Source organism: uncultured Desulfovibrio sp. (assembly GCF_944324935.1).
Taxonomy (GTDB): domain Bacteria; phylum Desulfobacterota; class Desulfovibrionia; order Desulfovibrionales; family Desulfovibrionaceae; genus Desulfovibrio.
Genome location: NZ_CALUYG010000023.1, coordinates 1 through 25,752 on the forward strand (window position 1 = coordinate 1; position 25,752 = coordinate 25,752).

A 25,752-nucleotide genomic window follows, 5' to 3' on the forward strand; every position below is an offset into this window, starting at 1 on the left:
ATCATATGTGATGCTCCTGAAAAATTCTTTTGGAACATGAGAAAAAAGCTTTATTATCGCTGATGAAATATCCGTACCTGTTCGTTTTGCACTGTACGCGGCCACAAGAAAGCCACTTTTTCGCTCAACATTTGAGGCGCGGTGCGCCCCAAAGGTCGCGTCGGCATAGCCGACGCCCCGAAGGAAATCAGGGCAGGATAGATAAGCGGCTGAGGGGGCACCAGCAGACTATGGTTGCAAGATGGTCGCAAAACGCAAAAGAGGTCATACCCCCAATAGGGTATAACCTCTTGATTTCATATGGTCGGAGCGACTGGATTCGAACCAGCGACCCCCTGCTCCCAAAGCAGGTGCGCTACCAAACTGCGCCACGCTCCGTTGCGGTAGCTATAGGCGAAAGCGGCAGGCTTGGCAAGCCGAACGTCGCCGGGCGCGGGACGGTCGGGCAGCGGAAACGAAAAAACCCCGCGAAAACGCGGGGTAAATTTCTGGGGCGAAAGAAGGGGCTTGAACCCTCGGCCACCTGGGCCACAACCAGGTGCTCTACCAACTGAGCTACTTCCGCCGTGCAAGAAAGAGGTATAGCCGAATCGGCACAGCTTGGCAAGAAAAATTTTTGCAGGGCGTGACATCTGGATTTTTTCTAGAAAACCTTCTAGGATGAACACATCGGCCACCTGTGCGGACGGGGGTTCAGCCGCCGCATGCAGGGCGGACGGATGTGGCCGGGCATCAGCAGAGAACATGTTTTTTTCAGCGGGACAGCATGGACAAGCTCATCATCGAGGGCGGCGTCAGACTGCAGGGGACCATAGACGTCAACGGCTCCAAAAATGCCGCCCTGCCCATTCTCTTTGCGACCATCCTGCTGGATGGTACGGCCCGGCTCGAGAACGTGCCGGATCTGCGCGACATCCACACCACGCTGCACCTGCTGGACGTGCTGGGCTGCGCCTGCGCCTGCGCCGCTCACCGGGCGGAGATTCGTCCCGGTCAGCTGCACCCCGAAGCGCCGTATGATCTGGTCAAGACTATGCGGGCTTCCGTGCTGTGCCTGGGCCCGCTGCTGGCGCGCATCGGTCAGGCGCGCGTGGCGCTGCCGGGCGGCTGCGCCATCGGGGCGCGTCCCGTGGATCAGCACCTCAAGGGGCTCGAGCTCATGGGCGCGCACTTCGAACTGGCGGAAGGCTACATCATGGGGAGCTGCCGCCGGCTGCACGGCGCCCACGTCACCTTCGACATGCCTACCGTGGGCGGGACGGAAAATCTGCTCATGGCCGCCGTACTGGCCGAAGGGGAGACCCTGCTGGAAAATGCCGCCCGCGAGCCGGAGGTGGTGGACCTGGCGCGCTTCCTGCGGGCCTGCGGCGCGCAGATCGAAGGCGAGGGCAGCAGCAGCATCCGCATCCGCGGCGTCAGCTCGCTGCACGGCACGACCTACAGCATCATGCCGGACCGCATCGAGGCCGGTACGTTCCTTGCCGCGGCCGGCATCACCGGCGGGGACCTCCTGCTGCCCAATTGTCCCTACGAAGAGCTGGAAGCCGTCATCCTCAAGCTTACCGGCATGGGCATGGAGATCAGCCGGACGCCGGAGGGCGTGCGGGCGCGCTGCGACCGGCCCCTGCGCGGAATAGACGTCAAGACCCAGCCCTATCCGGGCTTTCCCACGGACATGCAGGCGCAGATCATGGCCCTCATGTGCCTTGCGGAAGGGGCCAGCATGGTGGAAGAGAGCATTTTCGAGAATCGCTTCATGCATGTGCAGGAGCTGGCCCGCATGGGGGCGGATGTCCGCATTTCCGGGCATACGGCTATGGTGCGCGGGGTGGATCATCTCATCGGCGCGCCGGTCATGGCGTCCGACCTGCGGGCGAGCGCTTCGCTGGTGCTGGCCGGGCTCGCGGCACGGGGCACGACCCAGGTGCAGCGCATTTACCACCTTGACCGGGGGTATGAGCGCATCGAGGACAAGCTCGGCGCTGTGGGCGCGCGCATCCGGCGTGCGCCGGAAAATGCCTGAGGGCCGGCATCCGGTCTGCCGAGCGTGACGCCCCCGCATGAGGCAGGCCGGGAAGAGAGAAAGGAGACTGTGATCGTGCGTCTGCTGCTTTGCGTGCTCTTGCTGCTGATCATGCTGCCGCTGTCCGGGTGCGGATACAGCGCCTATGGTCTGTATGACGACAAGCGCCTCATGGATACCATCACCGACGACAAGGGCATCGCCACGGCCATCAAGACCGACCTGCTGGACAACAGTTTCAGTCAGGGCTGGGGGACGGCGGTCTACTGCTATTACGGGAATGTGTTCCTGGTGGGGGAAGTACCGCAGAACATGCGCGACAAGGCTGTGACCATAGCCCGCCGCCATCAGGGCGTGCGCTCCGTCACCACGCATTGGTTCTCCCCGGCCACCAGCGAGACCAGCGATCTCGTGCTCTCTGCCCGGCTGCGGACGGCGCTTATCCGCAAGGACAAGCTGAGCTCCACGCGCATCGACACCGAAGTCAATGCCGGGCGCGTCGTGCTGCTGGGCGTGGTGGAAAATGCCGCCGAGCGCGGCCTGGCGCTGGATGCCGCGCGGCATGTGGAGGGCGTGACCTCGGTGAAGAGCTATCTTATGACGCCGCCCACCGACAAGAGCGACACCCTGTCTCCGGTGGCCGTCGATGCGGCCTCGCCGTCCCGTCCGGCCGGCAAGGACGCCGCGGCGGGCAACGATGCCTCCCGGCCCGCCTCCGGCGCGTCCTCGCTCGAGGAGCGCAGCCTGTAAGACGAACGAGATCCCCGTATTTTCCTTCCTTGTTTTCCTTCCTTGTCCGAGCGGCAGCCTTTCCCCGGGGCTGCCGCTGCTTTTTGGCCGGCACGGGCGGGGCGGCAGGGCGTGCGGGCAGACCTGCGGTCGCGGCGCGGGCGCGGCGGCTCACTGGAGCACGTTCGCGATGTCGTCAGGCAGGCTGGCTGCGGTGGTCCCGGCGTGCAGGAGCCGGCTCTCCAGCATCTGGAGCAAGGGCCGGAGCCCCTCGCCCCGCAGGGCGGACACCGGAAGCGCGTCGGGGAAGCTGTCCAGCATCTCCGCGCGCGCCGGCAGGGGGAGGGAATCCCATTTGTTGAGCAGCAGCAGACGCGGGATGTGGTGCAGCTCCAGTTCTTCCAGGATGGTTTCCACTGCCGTAAGCTGTTGCAGCATGTCGGGATGCGAGGCATCTGCCACATGCAGGAGCAGGTCGGCGGATTCCAGCTCCTCCAGGGTGGCGCGAAAGGCGTCCATGAGCTCCTGTGGCAGATTGCGGATGAAGCCCACGGTATCGGCCAGGATGATCTCCCGCTCGGCGGGGAAGCGCAGGCGGCGGGTCGTGGGATCCAGCGTGGCGAACAGCTTGTTCTCGGCCAGCACGTCGGAACGGGTGAGGCTGTTGAGCAGGGTTGATTTGCCGGCATTGGTGTAGCCCACCAGCGCGGCCAGCGGGATGCCCCGGCGCGAGCGGCGGCCGCGCGTGAAACCGCGCTGGCGGCGGAGCTGTTCCAGCTCCCTCCGCAGACGGGCCATGCGCTCCCGGCTGCGGCGGCGGTCGGTCTCCAGCTTGGTCTCCCCGGGGCCGCGCCCGCCAATGCCGCCCATGAGCCGGTCCATAGCCCGGTTTTTCCCGGTGAGCCGGGGCAGCGTATAGCGCAGCTGCGCCAGCTCCACTTGCAGCTTGCCGGCCCGGGTCACCGCATGCTGGGCAAAGATGTCCAGGATGAGCTGGGTGCGGTCCATGACCTTGCGTTCGGTGATGTCGGCCAGATTATGGAGCTGGGCCGGGGCCAGCTCGCCATCGAAGATCAGCGAATCGGCCTGCCCCTGCAGGGCCAGCACTTCCAGTTCGGCCATCTTGCCCTTGCCGAGGATGTACTTGGGATTGACCTGCGCCACGCGCTGCACCATGCGGCCGGCCACGTCCAGCCCCGCGGTGCGGGCCAGTTCGGCCAGCTCGTCCAGATGCTGCTCCTGGATGAGGCGCGGTTCGGACGAGACGGAGACCAGGATGGCCCGTGGCGTGCCCGCCGCTGTCCGGCTGGCGTCGCTGCGGCGGGCCAGTTCGCTTTCTAGCGCTTCGGCCGTGGCGGTGAGCTGGGCCTCCGGCTGATCCCAGGGGCGCGGCGGCTCCAGCCGGTAGGGAACGGCTTTGCCGCCGTCAGACGCGGGCAGCGGCGCGGGCAGCAGATGCGCCGTCTGCCACTGCACGGGATCACCCGCCGGGCTGACGGTCAGCACGGCCACGGCATCCAGCCGCAGGAAGAGCATGTCCATGAGGTCTTCCTGGCTGAGGCCGTCGGGGCTGAGGTGGGTATGCAGCAGGCGCAGCCCCCGCAGGCGATCGGCGCCCGAGCGGGCGCGCGGCAGCTCGGGGATGAGGATGCTCCCCGGCTCGCCGACGATGACCATCTCCACCCGCCCGCGCCGGTCGATGAGCAGGCCGACCTGACGTCCGATGGCGCGCGACAGCAGAGCCAGTTCCCGCGCCTGCTCGAGCCCGTAGACGGCCTCCTGCGGGAAGCGCCGGTGCAGCAGGCGGTCGAGCGCGCGGGTCTGGCTGGCCTTGAGGCCTTGCAGGTTTCCTTCGATCCTGGCGATGATCAGGCTCCCGGGCGCAGGTAGGAACTGATGAGGGAATCATAGCGCGAGGTGGCTTCAAAAGCGCGCGAGGCCATCATCTGCCGGAATTCCAGGCCCACCTGCATATTGTTGGCTTCCAGCTCTTCCTGAGCGCGGCCATACCACTGGATGCCGGGCAGCACGAGGATGCTATGGAAGTTCTTGGCCGCGGCGCGGATCATGCAGGGGCCGCCGATGTCGATTTCCTCCACGGCCTGCTCGATCGAGAGCTTGCGCTCCACGGCGCCGGCGAAGTCATAGAGGTTCACGCAGACAAGGTCAAAGGGACGGATGCCCTTTTCCGCCAGGGTCGCCAGATGCTCGGGGTTGTCCTTGCTGGCCAGGATGCCGGCATGGATCTTGGGGTGCAGGGTCTTGACCCGTCCGCCAAGGATCTCAGGGAAGCCGGTAACGGAGCTGACGGCGGTCACCGGCAGCCCGGCGGCCTCGAGGGCTTTTTGCGTACCGCCCGTGGAGACCAGCTCCACCCCGTGCGAGGAAAGGAAGCGGGCGAAATCCACCAGACCGGTCTTGTCGGTGACACTCAGGATGGCGCGACGAATGGGAAGCATATCCATGACGGACTCCTCTTCTCACAGAAAATCCCGCGGTGCGCCGGGCGACGGAACACCGTGCGGCCGCTGCGGGAAAGGCGGCCTGTTTTCCGGCACGGCGATGCCGTGGCGGAAAAGCGGGCCCTTCAGCGGCGCAGCTTTGCGAGCCCGCGAAAGGAGTATGCCCAAAAGTGGCGCGTGATGCAATGTGATTCGGACAGGTTAGCGTGCCCGCCCCCGCGTGGCGCGAAGTTTCCGCCGGCATGGGCGGGAGAGCTGCGCCCGGGAGCGGCGTTTTTTGCGGCAGGTCCGCCTTGCGCGCAGGCGCGCGCCTTCCTATAGTGCGGGAGCGCGGGAGAGGAGCGGCGGCCTTTCCCGCCGGGCAAGAGAGCAAACAGCCAGCCGGACAATCATAAGGAGGCGCGCATGCGCATCAAGCTTGTTTCATGGAACGTCAACGGCCTGCGTGCGGTCTCCGCCAAGGCGGAATGGCGCTGGTTCACGGAAAGCGACGCCCAGGTGGTTGCTCTGCAGGAGACTAAGGCTCAGCCGGAGCAGCTTTCGCCGGAGGTGGCCTTCCCGCAGGGCTGGGAGAGCCACTGGGCCTCCAGCACGGTCAAAAAGGGCTATTCCGGCGTGGCCGTGTTCAGCCGTCTGACGCCGCTTGCCGTACGTCGCGAGCTGCCGGAACCGCAGTGGCAGGGCGAAGGGCGGCTGCTGCATCTGGAATTCGAGCACTTTCACTTTTTCAACGGCTATTTCCCCAACGGCGGCGCGGAAGAGCTGGACGAGAACGGCAAGCCCACGGGGCGTTTCAAGCGGGTCCCCTACAAAATGGGCTTTTTCGACGCTTTCGTGCGCTATGCCGAAGCCTGCCGCAAGCAAAAACCTATTGTGGTCTGCGGGGATTTCAACATCGCCCACCGGCCCGTCGATCTGGCCAGGCCCCGTCAGAATGAGAAAAATACCGGCTTCCTGCCGGAGGAGCGCGCCTTTCTGGACAGTTTTTCCGCACTGGGCTATGTGGACACTTTCCGGTATGTCCACGGGGATGAGGCCGGACGGTATTCGTGGTGGTCCTACAAGACACGGGCGCGAGAAAAGAACATCGGCTGGCGCATCGACTACTTTTTTGTGTCCGAGGAACTGAAGCCGGCCATCGCCAATGCCTGGATCGAGGACGATGTCTACGGCTCGGATCATTGTCCGGTGGGGCTGGCGCTGGATATGCCGGATTAGGACCTGTTAACGCAGATTTTATACGTAATTTCAATTTGTAAGCAAAGTAAACCGTACACGCCCCGCTTGCCGCTTGGGGCGGATTTGCCTCGAGTTCCCGACTCTTCCCACGGCCAAAGCCTCGTGGCGGGGCAATGGGGCGATGTGGGACAGGCGCTGGAACGCGGCGGGGCGGATTTTCTGGTCATCCGCGCCAATATCATGCACCGGGTGGCCGCGCCGGTGCGGGCGGCGGTGGGCATCCCCCTGCTGCATGTGGCCGATGTGGCGGCCTGCCGTCTGCGGGCCGCCGGTTTTTCACGCGTGGGCCTTGTGGGGACCCGGCAGGTCATGGAGCAGGAGTTTCACCGTGAACCGCTGGAGCGGCCGGGGCTCACGGTCATCACCTCCGGCGAGGAGGAGCGTCGCTGGTGTCATGAGCTGATCTTCCGGGAACTCTGGTGCGGATCGCCGCGCGCCCCTGACCGGAAGATCATGCGGCGGATGCTGGACGGCATGGCCGCGCGGGGAGCACAGGTCCTTCTGGTGGCCTGTACGGCGCTGGCCCCGCACCTGACCCGGGCGGATTCGCCGATACCGCTCTGGGAGAGCGACTCCCCGCATGCGCACGAGGCGGCGCTGGTGGGGCTGGAGAAAGTCCCCCTGCCGGAATAGGCGGCCAAGATGGCTCGACTGAGGCCGCAAGCCACACCTGCGACGCCCGGCTTTTGCGCCGCCGGCGCGGAAACGCCCCTGATCCGCGGACGGAAAAGGGGCGTTTCTGTCGGATGGACATTGTCGGACACGTCCACGCCGGCGGATGTGCGGCGTTGCACGGCCGACGCGCGCAAAAGGTGTGCGTCTGTCGCGCCTCATGCGCCTCATCCCTTCCCCGGCGCGATTACCGGGGAAGAGGCGGAGACACGAGACGACTCATTTGCTGTATCGGCGCTGCCGCGGGGGACGATGCGTGCTGAGAGGCCCTAGTCCAGCAGGCCCAGCAGGCGGGCCACCCGCTGTTCGTTAAGGCCGGAGTGGGCCTGCAGCATCTGTTCGTTCTGCTGCGCGGCCTGGGCTTCGACCTGTTGCAGGGCCTGCTGGAGTTCCTCGCTGTTGAGCATGTGCGGGGTCTCCACGGGGCGCTGTTCCAGTTCGGGGGCGGCGGAAGAGGCCGCCTGTCCGGCGGACAGCGCACTGTTCATGCGTTCCTGTTGCGTGGGCATGTAGGGAGCAAGGTCGTTATTGCGAAAACGGATCTGCATATCCATACGGGGATCTCCTTCAGATGGGCTCCGGAAGACGGGCGGCAAATCTCGCCGCAAGACACACTTTGCAAAGAATATGCCGAAAATGGCGGAAACTTCTGCCGCACAGCGGCGGGACGGTCAGGCGGATCTGTCGCACGAAGGACGGACGTTTTTTCTTCTCCCTCTTCCTCGCTCGCCTTCTCCCTTTACACCCGCGGCATGCCGTCTGCGGGCCGGTTTTTCCGACCGCAGGGAACATGCCGGGATAGTGCAGAAAATCGCACAAAGACTCTTGCTCTGAAGGCAATCGCCAGTCAAAACCGGCTTGACGTGCTGCCATTTTGCGGTGATGCTGATGTATCGCTCGTTCTGTGGTGCTTCACGGCGGAGGGAAGAATTGTTTTTGTGTGATGTCGCCGCGGTATCAACGCCACATGAAACAAACAGGAGAGCATGATGCAAAAGACTGTTTTCATTACAGGGGGCTCGACAGGGATAGGCAATGCGTGCGTCCGCAAGTTCCATCATGGCGGCTGGCAGGTCGCGTTCATGGACGTGAATGCCGCTGAAGGCAGGAAAACGGCGGAGCAGCTGGAAGGTGTGCTTTTTTTCCAGGGCGACACGCGAAACAGGACTGATGTGGAAAACGCCGTGGCAGGCGCCCGCGACGCATTCGGCGGGATCGACGGCATCATCGCCAATGCGGGCATCCATCGATGCAATACCCTGCTGGACATCAGCGACGAAGAACTCGATCTGATGATCGACGTCAACATCCGCGGCACGGTCAATACGCTGCGGGCCGCCGTTCCGCTGCTTGCGCGGGGAGGGAGCGTCGTCATCAATGCGTCGGATCAGTGCTATGTGGGCAAGGCCAACAGCTTCGGGTACGGGCTGACCAAGGGCGCCATCGGCCAGATCGCCAGGAGCCTGGCCATTGACCTGGGACCGCGCGGGATACGGGTCAATGCCGTTTGCGCGGGGACCATCAGAACGCCGCTGACGGAATCCCTGTTCCAAAAGTTTGCGGACATCACGCACGGGGGGAATACGGATGCCTACTGGGAGGCCGAAGCGGCGCAATACCCCTTGGGCCGCGTGGGCGAAGCCCATGAAGTGGCGGAACTGATATTCTTTCTGGCCGGCGATGCCGCAAGCTTTATGACCGGCGGGCTCTATCTCGTGGATGGGGGGCTCGTGGCCAGATAGCGGTACGGTCCCGTTGGCGCGCAGCAGCGCTGCGGTGGGACAGGCGCGAAAATCGACCGCCCGTGAAAGGTCCCTGTCCGGCAAAAAAGCCCCCGTTGCGGGGGCTTTTTTGCCGGTGGGGGCGCACGATGCCTGCGGCGGGCGGATGCCCCCCGGGCGGGAGCCGTCCGCCGGCGCGGCAGGAGCGCGCTACACGCCCTGCAGGGCCAGTTCGTCCAGAAAACCCTGGGGGACCTCGAAGCCGAGGCGCTGGGCCTCCTTCACCGATTCCCGCGCGGCGGCATAGTTGCCCTGCTCGAACTGGACAAGGGCAAGATTGTTCCAGGCCGGGGCAAAGGCGGGTTCCTTGGCGATGATCTCCTTGCAGAGCTTTTCGCAGGTGTCCCACTCCGCCTTCATATAATGGGCGGTGGCCAGGGCGTTCTTGGCCTGGAGGAAGTCAGGATCCCACTTGAGGGCCTTGTTCAGGGCCGCGATGGCCTTGTCCGGTTCGCCGCGCTGCAGATGCACGAAGGCGATGTTGCTCCACGGCACGGGGAACTTGGCGCGGCAGTTGGCGGCTTCCTCATTGTAGCGCAGGCAGCCGTCGAGGTCGCCGCGTTCCAGACAGATGCCGCCAAGCTGCACATAGGCCTCGGCCAGATGCGGGGAATTGCGTACGGCGTCCAGCAGGGCCCCTTCGGCCCCTACAAAGTCGCGCTTGCTCAGCAGGGCCAGCCCCAGATTGTAATAGTGGGTGGCGCACTGGTCGTTGGCTTCGATCTCGGCCTTGAGGTCGGCGATGTATTCGTCGATGTCGTCATAGCTTTTCTTCATAAAAGGTGGCCCTCTTTTTTCAGGAGATCATGGTACCAGAGACAGAAATCCAGGATGCCCAGATACTTCTCGTCCCGGTTGACCACGCCCAGCGCGCATTCCAGCGCGCCGCGTCCGTAGTCGTTGCTGTAATGGCCCTTCTTGCCCGCTTCCTGGAGGAATTCGCGAACCAGCTGCTGGGTGGTGCGCTTGCTGACGTCCATGCGCAGATCCAGCGGGTCGTTGGGTTTCTGGAAGGGATCCCAGTTGTCGTACCCGATCCTGTCCACGAACTTGCGGCGGCGCGGGTTCATTTTTTCATAGATTTCACGTTTCTGCTGTTCTTCCGCTTCCGTGAGCTTTTGCGGGGTCCCGTCACGGAAGACGGAAGCGGGGATGGCGCCAAGTATGGACGGCATGGGCTTAGTCCTCGCGTTTGGCCGGGCCGATGCCCAGATAGGACTCGTCATAGCGGGTCAGCAGCGCCATGGACAGGGGCACATAGACCTCGTGCAGCTCCCTGAAGCGGCTCTCCACGGTCTCGGCAATGGCCCGGCTCAGGCCGGCGAGCTGGCCCTGGATCCTGTCCAGATGGACGGTGGGATATTTCTGCCCCTTCTCAAAGGCGGCAAAGCCGCAGACATGACCCTGCCCGGCAATGGAAGTGGGCACGCCGTAGATGCGGCAGGTGATGGGCCGGGCGTCATACATGAGGCAGCGGTCGTCGTCGCCCAGCAGGGGGCAGCGGGACTTGACGCGCGCGGCCTCGGCCATGATGTCCTCCGCGCTCTTGCCGGCCTTTTCCTCGCGGAAAAGATCGCGCTTCAGTCGGGTGAGCTGCCTGTCCGTTTCGGAAGCGCGCTCCAGGATGGCCGAGCGTTCCGGCCCGTAGCCGAAGTGCTCCTGGAAGGCCCGGTTGAGGTACATGGCCTCCACGAGCGAAAGGTCGAAAAGGGCATGACAGCAGTCGCTGCACCCTTCCTTGCAGGCGACACAGTGGGGGAACTGATCGCGCACGGTGGCGAACACCGCGTCCGCCTGTGCGCGCAGGGCCTCGTATTGCTGAAAGATGGGGGTAAGATCAGGTATCATGGCGTTTCCCGGAAGGTATGCAAAATGCCGCCAGACGTGGAAACGCCCGGCGGCACAAAGGAGTGGAGCGCGGCGCGCCCCTTACAACCTAGTTTTCTTCCACGGTGATGGCGTTATGTTCGCACACTTCCACGCAGGATTCGCAGCCGAGGCATTCTTCGGCGTTGGCGGGATCGGACTTGCCGTCTTTCAGTTCGTACACTTCCACGGGACACACGTCCACGCATTCGCCACAGCCCACGCACTTGTCAGCATCAACAGTCACATTGTAGCCCATTTGAGTCCTCCAGATTTGAAACGGATGTTTCAGCGGTTTTTGCGGCCCGCGGCCGCTCTGGCATGGATAGCTTTCCCGCCTGTTCCCTGTCAAGGGGCGGGCGGCATTTTTCGCCCTGCCTCCCGGCAGGGCGGGAACGTGCGCGCGAAAGGCGCTTACGGCAGCAGGCGGGCATAGTACAGACGGCCGCCCCGCTCCACCTGGAGGAGCACCTGTCCGGCAAGGCGCAACTGCCGGAAAGCCTGCAAAAGTTCATCCTGCGAGCGCAGGGCCTTACCGCCGATGCCGGCCAGCACATCGCCACGCCGCAGGAAGTTGGCCGGGCCGTCCGGGCGGACGGAGGCCACGACCAGGCGCCCGCCCGAAGGCTGCAACGTGAAGCCCCAGTGGGACTCCATGATGCGCCGGGCCGTGCTGTCGTCAAATTCCACCGGCGCGAGCCGCAGCTCCTGCCGGCCGCCCGCCCGCTGCACCACAAGGCGGAGCTGCTCGCCGGGGAGCTGGTTGCGCAGCAGGTCGAGATAGTCCCCGCGATCGTCGAGCACGACGCCGTTGATGCTTTCGATGACGTCGCCGGGCTCCAGTCCGGCCGCGGCGGCGGGCGTATGCGCGTAGACGGCGGCCACCAGGAGCCCGCGCATCTCCCGCAGGCCCAGGGCCTGGGCCATGCGCTGGTCCAGATTTTCCACATGCAGGCCCAGCCAGAGCGGCGAGCGCTTGCCGTGATCCATCAGATTGTCCATGACCCTCAGGGCCTTGTGGATGGGGATGGCAAAGCCGATGCCTTCCCCCTTGGCATGGACGGCGGTATTGATGCCCACGAGGCGGCCTTCCAGATCCAGCAGCGGCCCTCCGCTGTTGCCGGGATTGATGGCCGCGTCCGTCTGGATGAGGTCGGTGAAAAGGCCGCTCTCGCCGCGGATGGAGCGCCCCAGCGCGGAAACGACGCCCGTGGTGACCGTGTGGTTGAAGCCGAAGGGATTGCCGATGGCGATGACGGTTTCGCCCGGCAGGAGGTCGGGGGAGGCCGCGGGACGCAGGGAGGGCAGATCGTGCGGGCCCTGTATCTCCAGGACGGCGATGTCGAAATCCGGGTCGGCTCCCCGCACGATGGCCGGGAATTCCCGGCCGTCCAGCAGGTTCACCGTCACTTCGCCCCCCCCGGAGATGACGTGGGCGTTGGTGAGCACATAGCCGCGGCTGCCGTCCACGATGACGCCCGAGCCCAGGCTGACCCGTTTCCGCCGCCGGGCGGGCGGCATGCCGCCGAAGGGCTGGAAGCCGGGGCCGAAGAATTGTTCCAGCGGGTTCATGGCGCGCGATCCGGCGTCGATGACGCTGGTGCTCGTGATGTTGACCACGGCGGGCGCGGCAAGCTGCACGGCCCGTACCACGGGCGTCAGGCGCGGACTGTCCGGGGGGATGGCGACCGACGGCAGGGGGCGGAGGAGCAGCAGGCAGACAGCCGGCAGCACGACCGCGCAGCGGCGGAAAAAGCGTGTCATGTTCATGCGTTCTCCTTGCGGGACGAGCGGTTCGGTTTGCCGTTCCTGCATAGCCTCTTGCGGCGGGAGCGTAAAGGGGCCCGCCGCGGGCCGCGGCGCTTGCGCCCCTGGCGGCAAAAGGCTAACACAGGCCGATGCACAACGATATTTCTTCCTGTCCCCGGCTTGAGGAGATCCTTCCCGGCCTGCGGATCGTTCCTGTGGACGCGGCGGCGCTCGAGGCCGCGCAAGCGCATCTCGATCAACTTACCAAGCCGCGCGGCAGTCTGGGGCGGCTCGAGGAGCTGGCCCGGCGTCTGGCGGCCATGCGCCCCGAGGCAAGACCCCTGCGCGTCAGTCCGGCCATGATGCTCACCGTTGCCGGCGATCACGGCGTGACCGCGCAGGGCGTCTCGCCCTGCCCGCAGATCGTGACCCGGCAGATGGTGGCCAATTTCTGCAACGGCGGCGCGGGGGTCAATGTCCTGAGCCGCACTTCCGGGATGGATCTGCGCGTGGTGGATGCCGGCTGCGCGGGCGGGCCCTATGCGCCGCATCCTCAGCTTGTGGACCTGCGTCTCGGCGACGGCACGGCGGACATGAGCCGGGGCCCGGCCATGACGCGGGAGATCTGCCTCGAGGGCCTGCGGCGCGGCGTGCGGCTGGTGCGCGAGCTGGCCGCGCAGGGCTATGTCTGCTTTGCCACGGGGGAAATGGGCATCGGCAACAGCACGGCCGCGGCGGCCGTCAATTGCGCTCTGCTGGGCTTCACGCCCGAGCGGGCCGTGGGCCCCGGCGCCGGGGCCGACAGCACCATGATCGCCCACAAGGCGGAGGTGGTACGGACGGCCCTTGCCGTCAACGGCCTTGACCCCGCCGGCCATGCCCAGGCCGATCCGCTTGCCGTGCTGGCGGCCGTGGGCGGCTTTGAGCTGGTGATCATGGCCGGCATCATGCTGGGGGCGGCCTCCCGCCGTCTGCCCGTGCTGGTGGACGGCTTCATCTGTTCCGCCGCCTATGCGGCCGCCGAACGCATCTGCCCCACGCTGGCCGATTACGCCATCCTGGCCCATGCCTCGGCCGAGCCCGGGCATGTGCCCGCCGTCTCCCGGCTCGCCGCGAACGGCCCGCTGCTCTCGCTGGGCATGCGGCTCGGCGAAGGTACGGGCGCGGCCGTGGCCTGTCATCTGCTGCGCTGCGCCGCGGCCATCTATAATGATATGGCGACCTTCGACAGCGCGCAGGTCTCGCCGGAAGGGTCGCTGGCATGAACGGCGCGCCGCTGCTGCAACTTCGCAACGTCTGGCGGCGCTTTGCCGTGCGGCGCGGCCTCTGGGCGGAACGGGCCCTGTTGACGGCCGTAGCCGGCGTGGACATGACGCTGCGGGCCGGGGAGAGCCTCGGGCTCGTGGGAGAATCCGGCTGCGGCAAGTCCACGCTGGGGCGCATGGTCTGCGGTCTGCTGCCGCCCAGTGAAGGGGAGGTGCTCTTCGGCGGGCAGCCCCTGCCGCCGGCCGGGCCGAACAGCAGCGCGGCCGGACGGGTGCAGATGGTCTTCCAGGACCCCTTTTCCTCGCTCAATCCCCGCTGGCGGGTGGGCACGTCGGTGGAGGAACCCTTGCGGCGCGACACGAGCCTGAGCCGTGCCGAGCGCGCGGCCCGCGTGGCGGACATGTTCGCCCGCGTGGGGCTGGCCGGGCTGGAGCGGCGCTATCCGCATGAATTTTCCGGCGGACAGCGGCAGCGCATCGCCGTGGCGCGGGCCCTGATCACACGGCCGGACCTCGTCGTCTGCGACGAGCCCGTCTCCGCGCTGGATGCCTCCGTACAGGCGCAGGTGCTCAATCTGCTCAGGGACGTGCAGGAGGACTTCGGCCCGGCCTATCTCTTCATTTCCCACGATCTGTCGGTGGTCAGCTTCATGTGTCCGCGCGTGGCGGTCATGTATCTGGGCCGTCTGGTGGAGGAGGGCCCGCGCGAGCGCCTGCTCCAGAGTCCGGCCCATCCGTATACTCAGGCGCTGGTGGCCGCCATGCCCACGGCCGACGGCACGCGGCTGCCCGCGGCAGGCAAGAGCGACGAGCTGCCCAGTCCGCTGGACCCGCCGCCGGGCTGCGCCTTCCATCCGCGCTGCGCCCGTGCCACGGAAGATTGCCGCCGCGCGGTCCCCGACTGGCGGACGCTCGAGGAGGGCTGGCGGGTGCGCTGCCATCATCCCGGCGTCTGAGCGTTCCAGACCTGTTGATGTGTTGTGCTGTTTGTCTGGGGGGAAGGGAAACCCCTCGCGTTGCTGTCGATGCCCGTAAGGCTCCTTTGTCGCCTGACGGGCACGGCCTGCGGCCGCCTTTCGGTCGCGCTCTGCTGTCGATGCCTGTAAGGCTCCTCCGTCGCCTAACAGGCACGGCCTGCGGCCGCCTTTCGGTCGCCGCCGGCGCGTGAGGGCTCAGCCTTTTCGCAGCGAAGCGAGAAAAGGCGTCCCCGTAATCCTTCCCCCCCAAGCCCCTCAACCCTTCCCCAGCGCGCTTTTATCAGGGGAAAGGCAGGGACGCTGAGCGCATCGCCCTTCATGGCGGGCGGGGCTGTAGAGTCAGCGCATTTTTCGTTTGAAAGGCGTTGCGTTGCAAACCATACGGCCTGGTGTTTCGCGGAAAAAGCGCGGTTTTTCCGTTCACTTTGGGCCGGGCGGCCCTGTGCTGCCGCCGAGCAGTTTGCCTTTTTCAAAGGCAAACTGCTTTAAAAGCGCGCTGGGGGAAGGGTGGGGGGCCTGGGGGAGGTGAACCCCCGCCCGCGCCAGGCGCGGGGGTCCTCTCCCCCCGGAACAGAACTCCCCCCGGAACAGAACGCCCCTATAACACGCCGTGCTACACGATGCCGTGTTCGCCCGGCTTTTCGTATTCCGGCTTTTGCTGCTGCCGGACGTAGAGTTCCGTATCGCCCAGGGCCAGCAGGACGGCCGAGGAGACGTAGATGGAGGAGGCCGTGCCCACGAACACGCCGATGAGCATGGTCAGGGCGAAATCGTGGATGACGCCGCCGCCCAGCAGATAGAGGGCCAGGGTGGCGATGAAGGTCGTGCCGCTGGTGAGGATGGTACGCGAGAGCGTCTGGTTCACGCTGCGGTTGATGAGCTCGTCCAGCTTTTCCGTGGGGGCGGCCCGCAGGTTTTCGCGCAGGCGGTCATAGACGATGATGGTGTCGTTGAGGGAATAGCCGATGAGGGTCAGCAGGGCGGCCATGACGTTGAGGTCGATCTCCACATCGAGCAGGGAGAGCAGGCCCACGGTGATGAAGACGTCATGCAGCAGGCCCACCACGGCCCCGAGGGCGAAGTTGAGCTTGAGCACGAAGCAGACTCCCAACGTGACCGCCAGCGCGGCCAGCACAAGCCAGCCCATGCCGAGGCCGGTCATGCCCACGACGTACATGCTGCCCCAGAGGGCGGCGGCCATGATGATGCCCGCCATCCAGCGCTGTTCGAAGCGGCCGGAGATGTAGACGGCGATGAGCAGCACCGCATAGTAGAGGGCGGCCAGCGCCTTGTTGGTCAAATCGTCGCCCACCTTGGGGCCGACCACCTCGAAGCGCTGGATCTCCACGGGATTGTCGGGAAAGGCCGCGTGCAGGGCGTCCAGGATGCTGGTGCGCAGGGCGGAGGAGCTGCTGTCCTCGGCCGTGGCGACGCGCAGCAGGAACTGACGGCCGTCGTCGCCGTAGCGCTGGGTGGAGACGCCGGGCAGGCCGGTGGCGGTCAGGCTTTTCTTGAGCGCCTCATCCTGTACGGGCTGGGCAAACTGCACCTGCGCCACCACGCCGCCGGCAAAGTCGATGCCGAGGCGCAGGCCGTTGCCCCAGAGGGCGGAGGCCAGCCCCACCAGCAGGAGCAGGGCGGAGAGGGCATAGGCGATGTGCCGCTTGCCGATGAAGTCGATATGCGTACCGTGCTTGATGAATGCAAAGGCCATGTTCGTTCCTCCCGGCCCTAGATGCTGATGCCCTTGGGGCCGCACTTGCGCGCCCAGTATTCGAAGATGGCGCGCGATACAAAGATCGCCGTGAACATGGAGGCCAGGATGCCCAGCGACAGTGTCACCGCGAAGCCGCGGATGGGGCCTGTGCCGAACTGGTAGAGGATGATCGTGGCGATGATGGTCGTCAGGTTGGAGTCGGTGATGGAGATGGTGGCGCGCTCAAAGCCGGCCTTGACCGCCGCCAGCGGCGAGAAGCCGTGGAGCAGCTCCTCGCGTATGCGCTCGTAGATGAGCACGTTGGCGTCCACGGCCATGCCGATGGTCAGCACGATGCCCGCGATGCCGGGCAGGGTGAGGGTCGCGCCGAAGGCGGCCATGCCGGCCATGATGATGAGCATGGTGAAGATGAGCATGACGTCGGCGATGACGCCGCTCAGCCCGTAGTAGAACGCCATGAAGACCACCACGGCGGCAGCGCCCGCCACGGCGGCCTGGACGCCGCTGTCGATGGATTCCTGTCCCAGGGAGGGCCCCACGGTGCGTTCTTCTTCCACGGTGACGGGGGCGGGCAGGGAGCCGGAGCGCAGCACCACGGCAAGGTCCGAGGCTTCCTGCGTGGTGAAGCTGCCGGAGATGGAGGCCCGGCCGCCGCCGATGCGCTGCTTGATGACCGGCGCGGAATAGACCTTGCCGTCCAGCACGATGGCCATGCGCCGTCCCACGTTCTCGCCGGTGACGCGCTCGAAGATGTCGGCCCCGCGGCTGTTGAACGTCAGGCTGACGGCGGCCTGTCCCTGCTCAAAGGTCGGCTGGGCGTCGGCCACATCCTCGCCGGAGAGCATGGCGTCCTTTTCCACGGCGATGAGCTGTTCCTCCCCGTTTGCCGCGCCCCGCTCCAGATGCGGCAGCGCCATGACGCCCGAGGGCAGCACGGGCTTACGGGGATCCACATCCTCACGCACCAGATGGAAGGAGAGGTGTGCCGTCTGCCCCAGCACCTGCACGGCGCGACGCGGGTCGGAGAGGCCCGGCAACTGCACCTGGATACGGTAGCCCGCCTGCTTGCGGATGTCCGGTTCGGCCACGCCGAACTGGTCGATGCGGTTGCGGATGGTGCGCAGGGCCTGGTCGACGGCCATGTCCTTCAGACGGTTGGCCTCCGCCTCGGTGAAGCGTCCCACGAAGCGGAGCTGGCCGGAGTCGCCGGCCACGGGCTCATCAAAGACGAGCTGCGGATAGTGCTTGTGCAGCAGTTCTTCCAGCTTCTGGCGGTCGTCGCCGCGCGGCAGGAGGAATTCCAGGCGGTCGCCGCCCACCACGCGTGGCCGGAGGACGACGATCTTCTCATCCTTGCCCAGGCGGCGGATATCCTGCCCGGCCAGGGCCAGCGAATTGCTGACCGCCTGATCCACGCCCACCGCCAGGGTGAGATGGATGCCGCCCTTAAGGTCAAGGCCGAGGTTGATCTTTTTGTCCGGCAGGACAGAGTGCAGGGCCGTCCCGATGCCGGGCATGCTGGGCAGGGCATAGACAAGGCACAGCACAAAAACGACAAGAGCGACGCCGAAACGTGTACGCAATCCTATCATGGGGTTACCTTTTGCTCAAAAATAAGGAGCCGGGCAGCGTGGCGCGCGTGTCCGGCAAACAGCATCACGGCCCCGCCGCAGCGGGGCCGGATCGGAAAGAGGTCAGACGGTCGTCCGCCTGTCGGGCAGCGCCTACTTGGATTCTTCGACCTTGCCGTTCTTGTCCAGCACGGCCCCGACGGCGCCGCGGTTCAGGCGCAATTTGGCCTCGCCGCACTCCAGCAGGATCTGTTCGTCGTCGATCTCCAGGATGCGGCCGATGAAGCCGCCGGACGTCATGATGCGGTCGCCGCGCTTGAGCTCGGAGAGCATCTGCTTGTGCGCCTTGGCGCGCTTCTGCTGCGGACGGATGAGCAGAAACCAGAAGATGGCGAACATGAGGATGAGCGGCAGGAACTGCACCAGCATGTCGGTGCCGCTGGCGGGAGCGCCGCCGGCCTGGGGCGTGCCCATGGCAAAAGCGATGGAATGGAACAAGGCGTACCTCCGAAAGGAATGTGTGGCAGCGCCGTCAGCTGGAGCTGCTCATGGTTTGCGGAACAATGGTTGTGTATCCTATCCTGCTCCCGCAAAACATGCAAGTCTCAGTTTCCGGCCGCGCAGTCACCCGGCGTGCCGGCGGGTTCATCCGCTGCCGGCGCAAGACAGCGCCGGGCGAAGTCCACGGCCAGTTCCGCCACCCGTTCCCGGCATTCGCGGTGAGTCGTGGGCAGATGCCCGCCGTGCGGGCTGCCGGTACGCAGCAGATGGAGTTCGGCCTCCCCGCCGCCCCAGCGGCGCAGCAGATAGAGGCTGTTCCAGGGATGGCAGCAGACGTCATGGCGCAACTGCACGATGCACAGCGGCGTACGCAGCGTGCCCAGCAGGGGGCGCAGGCGGCGCTGAGCCGCTTCCAGCTCCACGAAGTGGGGCAGATAATAGACGGTCTCGTGCCCCTGCCAGGGGGCGACCTCTCGCGCCGCCGCCGACCGCGGGGGCCGGGACACGCAGGGCCGCAGACGCGCCCGCCAGCGCAGGAAGCGGAATTGCGGCGCGGCACAGAAATACGGATGCCACTTGCGGAAATAGAGCGGCACGGCCAGGGCCAGCAGTCCGGCCGGGGGCGGCAGCTCTCCCCGGGCGGCGGCAGCGCAGATTTCCAGCGCCAGCAGTCCGCCCAGCGAATAGCCGGCCAGCCAGACAGGCCCCTGGCGGCCAAGCTCCCGGTAGCGTGCCAGCGCCGCCGTCCGCCACTGGCCATAGTCGCTTTCAAGATAGGCGGACAGCGCGCCGCCATGCCCCGGCAGGAGCTCGTTGCACACCGCAAGGCCGGCCGCTTCCAGGGCCCCGGCCAGCGGCTGCATCTCGAACGGGCTGCCTGCCAGCCCGTGCAGCAGCAGACACGACATTCTTGCTCCCGGCCCGCGAACGGGCTATAGATACCCTTCCGCCACCGCGGAAAGGAAGTTGCATGAACGCTTGCGATACGCTCATTCTGGCGGGACTGCTCATCACACAGGATGATCAGCGCCGCATCCTCGAAGACGCCGCCCTTGCCGTCCGGCAAGGGCGGGTGGTCGATATGGGGCCTCAGGCAGACCTGACGGTCCGCTGGCAGGCCGCCGATGTGCTGGATTGCTCCAGCATGCTCGTTCTGCCGGGCCTCGTCAATGCCCATACCCACGCCGCCATGACCATGCTGCGCGGCCTGGCCGACGACATGCCGCTCATCGACTGGCTCCGGCAGCGCATCTTTCCCGTGGAGGCGGGACTCACCCCCGAAGAGGTGCGGCTGGGCAGCCTGCTCGGCTTTGCGGAGATGCTCCGTACCGGCACGACGGCCTGTCTGGACATGTACATCCATGAAGAGCAGGTGCTGGAGGCCGCCCATACGGCAGGCATCCGCTGCGTCGCCGGCGAGGGGGCCTTCCAGTTCCCGTCCGCCTGCTGCCCGGACTACCGGGCCGCGCTGGAGACCACCTTGCGCCTGAGCGAGCGCTGGCAGGGCAGCGACCGCCTGCACCTGGCCGTCATGCCGCACAGCGTCTACACCACCACGCCGGAGATACTGCGGGCCTGCCGGGACCTGGCGGCCGGCCTGGCCCTGCCGCTGCATATCCACCTCGCCGAAAGTCCGGACGAGACCGCCCAGTGTCTCTCCCTGCACGGCAAGCGCCCGGTGGCGCAGGCCGCGGACTGCGGATTGTTCGAGGTCCCCTGCACGGTGGCTCATCTGGTGGACGTCACGCCCGATGAAGCCGCACTGCTGGCCAGTTGCGACGTCGTGCCCGTGCACAACCCCTCCTCCAACATGAAGCTGGCCTCCGGCATCATGCCCGTCCGCCAGCTGCTCGATGCCGGGCTGGATGTGGCCCTCGGCACCGATGGGGCCGCCAGCAACAATCAGCTCAACATGTTCGCCGAGATGCGTCAGACAGCCCTGTTGCACAAGGTGTCCTCCGGCGATCCCACCGCCCTGCGGGCACAGCAGGTGCTGGACATGGCCACCCGCCACGGCGCGCGCGCCCTGCACGACAGCCGCCTCGGCCAGCTCGCCGTGGGGCTGCCCGCCGACCTCGTGGCGCTGGATCTGGATGTGCCCAACCTCCAGCCCCTCTATCACCCCGTCTCCCATCTGGTCTATGCCGCCAGCGGGCATGAAGTGCGCCTGACCATGATCCAGGGCGAGATCGTCTATCAGGACGGCCGCTACCCCCGCTTCGACTATCCGGCCCTGCGGCAGGAATTCCGGGCCGTCCGGCAAGCCGTGCTCCGCCGCTCCCCCGTGTAGTTCTGGGAATAGTCGCGTTGGGGGGAAGGGGGACCCCCTCGCTCTGCTGTTGATGCCCGTAAGGCTCCTGCGTCGCCTGACGGGCACGGCCCTGCGGGCCGCCTTTCGGTCGCTGCCGGCGCGGGGGCCCCCTCCCCTCACATCCGGTATCCTGCCAAAAGTTTACCGGATGAAGTTGGTCTTTTCCCAGGGTTCGGGCGTAGGCGGCATGATGCCGGCGGCCTTGCCGGCGGCGATGCACTTGAGCATCCAGCTCATGTTGTCGGCGAGGGTGCGCATGGTCTGGAGGCCTTCCTTGTCCTGCCGGGCTTCTTCGGCATTGTTGCCGTGGATGGAGTTCCAGTACTGGGAGCTGACCAGCGGCATGCGGCACATGGTAAAGTATTTGTTGAGCCGGTCGAAGGAGGCGGAAGCGCCGCCGCGGCGACAGCTCACCACCACGGCCGCGGGCTTGAAGGCGTAGGGTGCGGCCTTGCAGTAGAAGACGCGGTCGAGAAAGGCGCAGAGGGTGGCGTTGGGCCCGGCGTAATAGACGGGCGAGCCCACGATGATGCCGTCGGCTTCCTTGAGGAGGCGGATGCCTTCATTGACCGGGTCGTCCTCGAAGATGCACTGGCCGGTCTGCACGCATTTGCCGCAGGCGATACAGCCGCGAACGGCCTTGTGGCCCACATGGAGCAGGGTGGAGTCGATGCCGTTCTCGCTCAGACGGGTGGCGATGGTCTGGAGGGCGGTGGCGGTGGAGCCCTTGGCGTGCGGGCTGCCGTTGACGAGGAGGACGTTCATGGTCTGTCTCCGGTGCTGAGGTTGTGGAACGCTCCCGGGGGGATCCGGGAGCTGTCCCCAATGAAAAAAGTCGGCCTCCTTACGGCGGCCGACCGTATTCCCGGTAAGGTGTCCGGCGATCAGGCGATGAGAGCGTGTCTGTGCAGCGCCGCCTTGAGTTCGTCGAGGTGAGCGTCGGACAGGGGGCAGAGGGGCAGGCGCAATTCCAGATCCATCTTGCCCATGAGGGCAAGAGCGGTCTTGACCGGGATGGGATTGCTTTCCACGAACATGGCCTGATGCAGATCGTAGAGTTCGTGATGCAGGCGCGCGGCCTCGGCAAGGTTGCCTTCCTTGAAGAGGGTGCACATACGGGACATGGCGCCCGGCATGATGTTGGACGTGACGGAGATGACCCCGCTGCCGCCGATGCTCATAAGTGGCAGCGCGGTGAAGTCGTCACCGGAGAGCACGCTGAAGCCCCTGGGACAGGCGGCGATGGTCTGGCTGCCCTGATGCAGATCGCCGGTGGCTTCCTTCACGCCCACGATGGTCGGGCATTCCCGGGCAAGGCGGCCCAGGGTGGCGGGCAGCATGTTGCAGCCCGTACGGCCCGGCACATTGTAGGGCACGAGCGGGATGTCCACCGCGCCGGCGATGGCGCGGAAGTGGCGGTACAGCCCCTCCTGCGTGGGTTTGTTGTAATAGGGCGTGATGAGCAGGGCGCCGTCCGCGCCGGCCTTGCGGGCAAAGCGGGTCAGGCGGATGGCTTCCTCGGTGTTGTTGGAGCCCGCGCCGGCCAGCACGGGCACGCGTCCGGCCACCTGTTCGATGCAGATGCCGATGACGCGCTCGTGCTCCTCATGGGTGAGGGTGGCGGATTCGCCGGTGGTGCCGCAGGGCACGAGGCCGTGGATACCTTCCGCGATCTGCCATTCGATAAGCGCGCGGTAGGCGTCTTCGTCCACAGCGCCGTTTTTGAACGGGGTCACCAGAGCAGTCATCGCACCGGAAAACAGCATATATCCTCCTTGCCGGCAGCCCGGCCCGGCTTACTGATTGATGTATTCCTTCAATTCCTTGCCTGCCCGGAAGAAGGGCAGCCGTTTGGGGATGACCGAGACGCTTTCCCCGGTTTTGGGGTTGCGCCCGGCGTATCCGCTGTATTCCTTGACCTTGAAACTGCCGAAACCGCGGATCTCGATGCGGTCCCCGGCGATGAGAGCGTCCTTCATGGCGTCGACAAAGGTATTGACAACCAGCGTGGCGTCCTCCATCGCCAGATTGGCTTCCTCGGCCAGAGTCTTGATAAGCTCGCTCTTGTTCATCATGCCTCCTAGAAGTTGGGGGGGAGTGCGTCAGGAAGCTGGCCTCTTTTAGGCAATGACGCAAGTGTGTTCATTACCCTGTTTTGGCTTCAAGGTAAAGGCTTTAGAGCGCGGGGTCCTGGAGGACGGGACGTTGGGCAAGCTGGTCGAGCATGGCCAGCCGGCATTTTTGCAGGCGGGCGGCGATCTTTTCCATATCCTGGGCGGCGGGGCTGCCCGGCGCGTAGCGCATGAGGGGCTGTTGCCGGCAGACGGCCTCGGTCAGTTTGGCGTCGGTGCGTACATGCCCGAGCAAGACAGGCTCAAACTTGAGGAAATGGGCGCAGGCGCCCTTGAGCTTGTCAAAGGCGGCCTGCGCCTCGCGGGCGGAACCGGCCTGATTGACCACCACCATGAAATCCTTCATGGCGTGGCGGGTGCTCAGGACTTTCATAAAGGCGTAGCTGTCCGTGAGGGAGGTCGGCTCGGGGGTGATGACCACGAGCCGCATGGCCGCCATGGCCGCGAAGCTCTGCACGGTATCGGAGATGCCCGCGCCGAGATCCATGAAGACGTAGTCGTATCCCGAAAAGACGGGTTCCAGCTTTTGCAGGAGTTCGTGACGCATCTCCGGGCTGAGATCCACCAGTTCGGGCACGCCGGAGGCGGCGGGCAGCACGTCGAAACCGCGAGGCTCCACCGGGTAGAGGACCTTGCTCAGGGGCATCTGTCCCATGAGGGCATGCTGGAGGTTGCCTTCGGGGATGATGCCCAGCAGCACGTCCAGATTGGCCAGCCCGAGGTCGCAGTCCATAAGAAGAGCCGTATACCCGGCCTGATAGAGGCCGCAGGCCAGATTCAGGGACAGATTGGTCTTGCCCACGCCGCCCTTGCCGCTCATAACGGCAATGCTCAAGGTTGTGTTGGCCATCAGGCACCCCCAAAGAAGAGAAAGCGTTTTTCCTGCGACTGCACGAGGGTGTCGGGCTGCCGCAGGGTGTTGACGGTCTCGCACTGCACATTGTCCGGCTGGAGGCGCGCCTGGTCAAGCAGCGGCTCGATGCGCGCCAGCAGATCCGCTACCGCCATGCGTGACGTCTGCGCAAAGCTGAGCACGGCGAAGCCGCAGGCATCCTCCGGCGGGCTGTCGAGCAGGTAGCGGTCGCGCAGGCGCATGGCCAGCGACCTGGCCCGCAGCGGCCCGTAGCCCGGCAGCATGAGCGCTATGCCGCGCTCCGGCAGCGCGCCCAGGGTATCGCAGGCTTCCATACTCTGCGCGACGATGCCGGCAAGCCGCACCATGATGTGCGTACAGCGCGCGCTCGCGCGGGCCTCGTCCGTCAGATCCATGCAGATGAGCGAGAGCTGTCCGCCGCTGCGTTGCAGGCGTTGCAGGTCGCGTTCCATCTGGGAAAGAAAGAGCTCGCTGCACAGCATGCGCGCCAGTACATGATCCGTGGCTTGCAGGGGCGGACAGGCATCGGGGCAGAGATCCGAGGAGCTTTTGTCCATGAGGCCGCTCAGCGCCCGTGTCACCGCGGAGTCGTTGAGCGGCAGGGCCCCCCAGCGGCTGTTGGGGTAACGCTGGCGGAAGGCGCGCCATTTTTCCGGCGTCATGCCGTGCACGCGGCGCAGAACCAGCAGTTCGGTCCCCGTACCGGAGGGCGGGGCATCCCGCAGCTCCCGCAATTCGGTCAGCAGATCGTCAAAATCAGCGTTGCTGCTCATGGCGGTAAAGGAGGTAGTCGTGCTGGAACTGGTCTATCTGGCCGTTGAGCACCGCCTCCACATCCCCGGCTTCGCTGTTGGTGCGATGATCCTTGACCAGCCGGTAAGGCTGGAGGGTGTAGGTGCGTATCTGGCTGCCGAAGGCGATGGCGTCCTTGCCGGCGTACTGCGCCTGCCGTTCCGCCTCCCGTTTTTGCAGCTCGAGATTGTAGAGACGGGCCTTGAGGATGCGCAGGGCGGATTCCTTGTTGTGATGCTGCGACTTCTCGTTCTGGCACTGGGCCGAGATGCCGGTGGGGATGTGGGTCACGCGCACGGCGGAGCTCGTGGTGTTGACGCTCTGCCCGCCGGGGCCGCTGGAGCGGAAGGTGTCGAAGCGCAGATCGCTTTCCTTGATGTCCAGCTCGATGTCGTTGCCCGCATCGGGGATGACGTCCACCGAGGCGAAAGAGGTGTGGCGGCGGCCCGAGGCGTCGAAGGGGGAGATGCGGATGAGCCGGTGGATGCCGCGTTCGCTGCGCAAAAAGCCGAAGGCGTGCGGCCCGACGATGCGCAGGGTGACGCTCTTTATGCCGGCCTCATCGCCGGGCAGGAAGTCCAGCTCCTCCACCTCGTAACCACGGCGGGCGGCCCAGCGGGTGTACATGCGCAGGAGCATTTCCGCCCAGTCCTGCGACTCCGTGCCGCCCGCGCCGGGATGGATCTCCAGGATGGCGTCCTGATTGTCCTCCTCGCCGGAGAGCAGCATGACGAGCTCGGTATCCTCCAGCAGGGCATCCAGGGCATCCTGCTGGTCGTGCAGGGACTCGAGTGCCTCCTCGCCGCCGTCCTCCGCGGCCAGTTCCAGCCAGGCCAGCATATCGTCATGGGCGGTTTTCAGGCGGTTCAGCCGTTCCACTTCATCTTCCAGCTGGCGTTTCTCCCGCAGGAGGGGGGTCAGAGCTTCCGGCTTGTCCCAGGCTCCGGGACGGGAAAGCTCCTGCTCGATGGCGGCAAGTCGTTTCTGATCGGAAGCGACGTCAAAGACGCCCCCAGAGGTTGTCGAAACGCTGGGTAAGGGTCTGGGAACGGGCCCGGAGATCACTGATTTGCAGCATGGGATTTCAAGGG

26 protein-coding genes and 2 tRNA genes are annotated in these 25,752 nt (G+C 65.7%); 8 read left to right on the forward strand and 20 right to left on the reverse strand.

From position 1 onward, the window contains the following. Window positions 1-301: 301 nt before the first annotated feature. Both Q0J54_RS06820 and Q0J54_RS06825 read right to left on the reverse strand, forming a co-directional pair. Window positions 302-378: transfer RNA gene (locus Q0J54_RS06820), tRNA-Pro, on the reverse strand. Window positions 379-489: 111 nt separating this feature from the next. Beyond that, window positions 490-565 (reverse strand) — tRNA-His (locus Q0J54_RS06825). A 201-nt stretch (window positions 566-766) separates the two neighbouring features. Between Q0J54_RS06825 and murA the strand changes: the two genes are divergently transcribed. Then, window positions 767-2,023, forward strand: a complete 1,257-nt coding sequence (gene murA, locus Q0J54_RS06830) for a UDP-N-acetylglucosamine 1-carboxyvinyltransferase (RefSeq protein ID WP_296304713.1) — start codon at window positions 767-769, stop codon at window positions 2,021-2,023. Between the two features lie 75 nt (window positions 2,024-2,098). After that, a complete protein-coding gene (locus Q0J54_RS06835; protein WP_296304714.1) occupies window positions 2,099-2,773 on the forward strand; it encodes a BON domain-containing protein in 675 nt (224 codons plus the stop codon). Between the two features lie 150 nt (window positions 2,774-2,923). Here the strand turns inward: Q0J54_RS06835 and hflX are convergent, their stop codons facing one another. After that, the gene (gene hflX / locus Q0J54_RS06840; RefSeq protein WP_367172231.1) at window positions 2,924-4,429 is read right to left on the reverse strand and encodes a GTPase HflX; all 1,506 of its coding nucleotides are present in this window, start codon (window positions 4,427-4,429) and stop codon (window positions 2,924-2,926) included. 191 nt (window positions 4,430-4,620) lie between these two features. Further along, on the reverse strand, window positions 4,621-5,217 hold the full coding sequence (locus tag Q0J54_RS06845) for an IMP cyclohydrolase (protein ID WP_296304715.1): 597 nt from the start codon (window positions 5,215-5,217) through the stop codon (window positions 4,621-4,623). Between the two features lie 402 nt (window positions 5,218-5,619). Between Q0J54_RS06845 and Q0J54_RS06850 the strand changes: the two genes are divergently transcribed. Together Q0J54_RS06850 and Q0J54_RS06855 are read left to right on the forward strand one after the other, a co-directional pair. Then, complete coding sequence (locus Q0J54_RS06850) at window positions 5,620-6,432, forward strand: exodeoxyribonuclease III (protein ID WP_296304716.1); 813 nt, start codon at window positions 5,620-5,622, stop codon at window positions 6,430-6,432. An 84-nt stretch (window positions 6,433-6,516) separates the two neighbouring features. After that, on the forward strand, window positions 6,517-7,086 hold the full coding sequence (locus Q0J54_RS06855; protein ID WP_296304717.1) for an amino acid racemase: 570 nt from the start codon (window positions 6,517-6,519) through the stop codon (window positions 7,084-7,086). 308 nt (window positions 7,087-7,394) lie between these two features. Here Q0J54_RS06855 and Q0J54_RS06860 read toward each other — a convergent pair whose 3' ends face one another. Then, window positions 7,395-7,679 carry a pseudouridine synthase gene (locus Q0J54_RS06860; RefSeq protein ID WP_296304718.1) on the reverse strand — a complete coding sequence of 95 codons (285 nt, stop codon included), beginning with the start codon at window positions 7,677-7,679 and terminating at the stop codon, window positions 7,395-7,397. Between the two features lie 435 nt (window positions 7,680-8,114). Between Q0J54_RS06860 and Q0J54_RS06865 the strand changes: the two genes are divergently transcribed. Further along, window positions 8,115-8,867 (forward strand): SDR family NAD(P)-dependent oxidoreductase, encoded by a 753-nt coding sequence (locus tag Q0J54_RS06865; protein ID WP_296304719.1) that lies wholly within the window; start codon window positions 8,115-8,117, stop codon window positions 8,865-8,867. A gap of 189 nt (window positions 8,868-9,056) precedes the next feature. On the opposite strand, the gene Q0J54_RS06870 is transcribed toward Q0J54_RS06865, so the two are convergent. The 5 genes from Q0J54_RS06870 to Q0J54_RS06890 form a co-directional block, all read right to left on the reverse strand. Next, window positions 9,057-9,683: a tetratricopeptide repeat protein gene (locus tag Q0J54_RS06870; protein ID WP_296304720.1), complete on the reverse strand. Its 627-nt coding sequence runs from the start codon at window positions 9,681-9,683 to the stop codon at window positions 9,057-9,059. Beyond that, the gene (locus Q0J54_RS06875; protein ID WP_296304721.1) at window positions 9,680-10,081 is read right to left on the reverse strand and encodes a hypothetical protein; all 402 of its coding nucleotides are present in this window, start codon (window positions 10,079-10,081) and stop codon (window positions 9,680-9,682) included. The genes Q0J54_RS06870 and Q0J54_RS06875 overlap by 4 nt, the downstream gene beginning before the upstream one ends. 4 nt (window positions 10,082-10,085) lie before the next feature. Further along, window positions 10,086-10,754, reverse strand: a complete 669-nt coding sequence (locus Q0J54_RS06880; RefSeq protein WP_296304722.1) for a YkgJ family cysteine cluster protein — start codon at window positions 10,752-10,754, stop codon at window positions 10,086-10,088. An 88-nt stretch (window positions 10,755-10,842) separates the two neighbouring features. Further along, a complete protein-coding gene (locus Q0J54_RS06885) occupies window positions 10,843-11,031 on the reverse strand; it encodes a ferredoxin (RefSeq protein ID WP_296304723.1) in 189 nt (62 codons plus the stop codon). A gap of 155 nt (window positions 11,032-11,186) precedes the next feature. Beyond that, window positions 11,187-12,542, reverse strand: a complete 1,356-nt coding sequence (locus tag Q0J54_RS06890; protein ID WP_296304724.1) for a trypsin-like peptidase domain-containing protein — start codon at window positions 12,540-12,542, stop codon at window positions 11,187-11,189. A gap of 128 nt (window positions 12,543-12,670) precedes the next feature. Here Q0J54_RS06890 and cobT point away from each other — a divergent pair, with 128 nt between their 5' ends. Then, on the forward strand, window positions 12,671-13,786 hold the full coding sequence (cobT, locus tag Q0J54_RS06895; RefSeq protein ID WP_296304725.1) for a nicotinate-nucleotide--dimethylbenzimidazole phosphoribosyltransferase: 1,116 nt from the start codon (window positions 12,671-12,673) through the stop codon (window positions 13,784-13,786). After that, window positions 13,783-14,742, forward strand: a complete 960-nt coding sequence (locus Q0J54_RS06900) for an ABC transporter ATP-binding protein (RefSeq protein WP_296304726.1) — start codon at window positions 13,783-13,785, stop codon at window positions 14,740-14,742. Before cobT ends, Q0J54_RS06900 begins: the two co-directional genes overlap by 4 nt. Before the next feature lie 634 nt (window positions 14,743-15,376). On the opposite strand, the gene secF is transcribed toward Q0J54_RS06900, so the two are convergent. The 4 genes from secF to Q0J54_RS06920 all read right to left on the reverse strand — a co-directional run bounded on the left by secF (window position 15,377) and on the right by Q0J54_RS06920 (window position 19,460). Then, on the reverse strand, window positions 15,377-16,477 hold the full coding sequence (gene secF, locus Q0J54_RS06905) for a protein translocase subunit SecF (RefSeq protein ID WP_296304727.1): 1,101 nt from the start codon (window positions 16,475-16,477) through the stop codon (window positions 15,377-15,379). A gap of 17 nt (window positions 16,478-16,494) precedes the next feature. Further along, on the reverse strand, window positions 16,495-18,072 hold the full coding sequence (secD, locus tag Q0J54_RS06910) for a protein translocase subunit SecD (RefSeq protein WP_296304728.1): 1,578 nt from the start codon (window positions 18,070-18,072) through the stop codon (window positions 16,495-16,497). 132 nt (window positions 18,073-18,204) lie between these two features. Further along, a complete protein-coding gene (gene yajC / locus Q0J54_RS06915) occupies window positions 18,205-18,549 on the reverse strand; it encodes a preprotein translocase subunit YajC (protein WP_296304729.1) in 345 nt (114 codons plus the stop codon). Between the two features lie 107 nt (window positions 18,550-18,656). Continuing rightward, window positions 18,657-19,460, reverse strand: a complete 804-nt coding sequence (locus Q0J54_RS06920; protein WP_296304730.1) for an alpha/beta fold hydrolase — start codon at window positions 19,458-19,460, stop codon at window positions 18,657-18,659. A 62-nt stretch (window positions 19,461-19,522) separates the two neighbouring features. Here Q0J54_RS06920 and Q0J54_RS06925 point away from each other — a divergent pair, with 62 nt between their 5' ends. Continuing rightward, window positions 19,523-20,842, forward strand: coding sequence for an amidohydrolase (locus Q0J54_RS06925; RefSeq protein ID WP_296304731.1), 1,320 nt, complete (start codon window positions 19,523-19,525; stop codon window positions 20,840-20,842). A 162-nt stretch (window positions 20,843-21,004) separates the two neighbouring features. On the opposite strand, the gene Q0J54_RS06930 is transcribed toward Q0J54_RS06925, so the two are convergent. The 6 genes from Q0J54_RS06930 to prfB form a co-directional block, all read right to left on the reverse strand. Next, window positions 21,005-21,628, reverse strand: coding sequence for a flavodoxin family protein (locus Q0J54_RS06930; protein ID WP_296304732.1), 624 nt, complete (start codon window positions 21,626-21,628; stop codon window positions 21,005-21,007). Between the two features lie 119 nt (window positions 21,629-21,747). Continuing rightward, entirely contained in the window at window positions 21,748-22,629 is an 882-nt protein-coding gene (dapA, locus tag Q0J54_RS06935; protein ID WP_296304733.1) for a 4-hydroxy-tetrahydrodipicolinate synthase, read from the reverse strand. 30 nt (window positions 22,630-22,659) lie between these two features. Then, window positions 22,660-22,935, reverse strand: coding sequence for an HU family DNA-binding protein (locus Q0J54_RS06940; protein ID WP_296304751.1), 276 nt, complete (start codon window positions 22,933-22,935; stop codon window positions 22,660-22,662). 103 nt (window positions 22,936-23,038) lie between these two features. Further along, window positions 23,039-23,845, reverse strand: a complete 807-nt coding sequence (locus Q0J54_RS06945; protein WP_296304734.1) for a MinD/ParA family protein — start codon at window positions 23,843-23,845, stop codon at window positions 23,039-23,041. Next, window positions 23,845-24,642 carry a hypothetical protein gene (locus Q0J54_RS06950; RefSeq protein ID WP_296304735.1) on the reverse strand — a complete coding sequence of 266 codons (798 nt, stop codon included), beginning with the start codon at window positions 24,640-24,642 and terminating at the stop codon, window positions 23,845-23,847. Before Q0J54_RS06950 ends, Q0J54_RS06945 begins: the two co-directional genes overlap by 1 nt. Beyond that, window positions 24,626-25,739 (reverse strand): peptide chain release factor 2 gene (prfB, locus tag Q0J54_RS06955; RefSeq protein WP_296304736.1). Its coding sequence is split into 2 segments (ribosomal slippage): window positions 24,626-25,663 and window positions 25,665-25,739, totalling 1,113 coding nucleotides; the frame shifts between segments, so codons are not numbered across the junction. The genes Q0J54_RS06950 and prfB overlap by 17 nt, the downstream gene beginning before the upstream one ends. Between the last annotated feature and the right edge of the window lie 13 nt (window positions 25,740-25,752).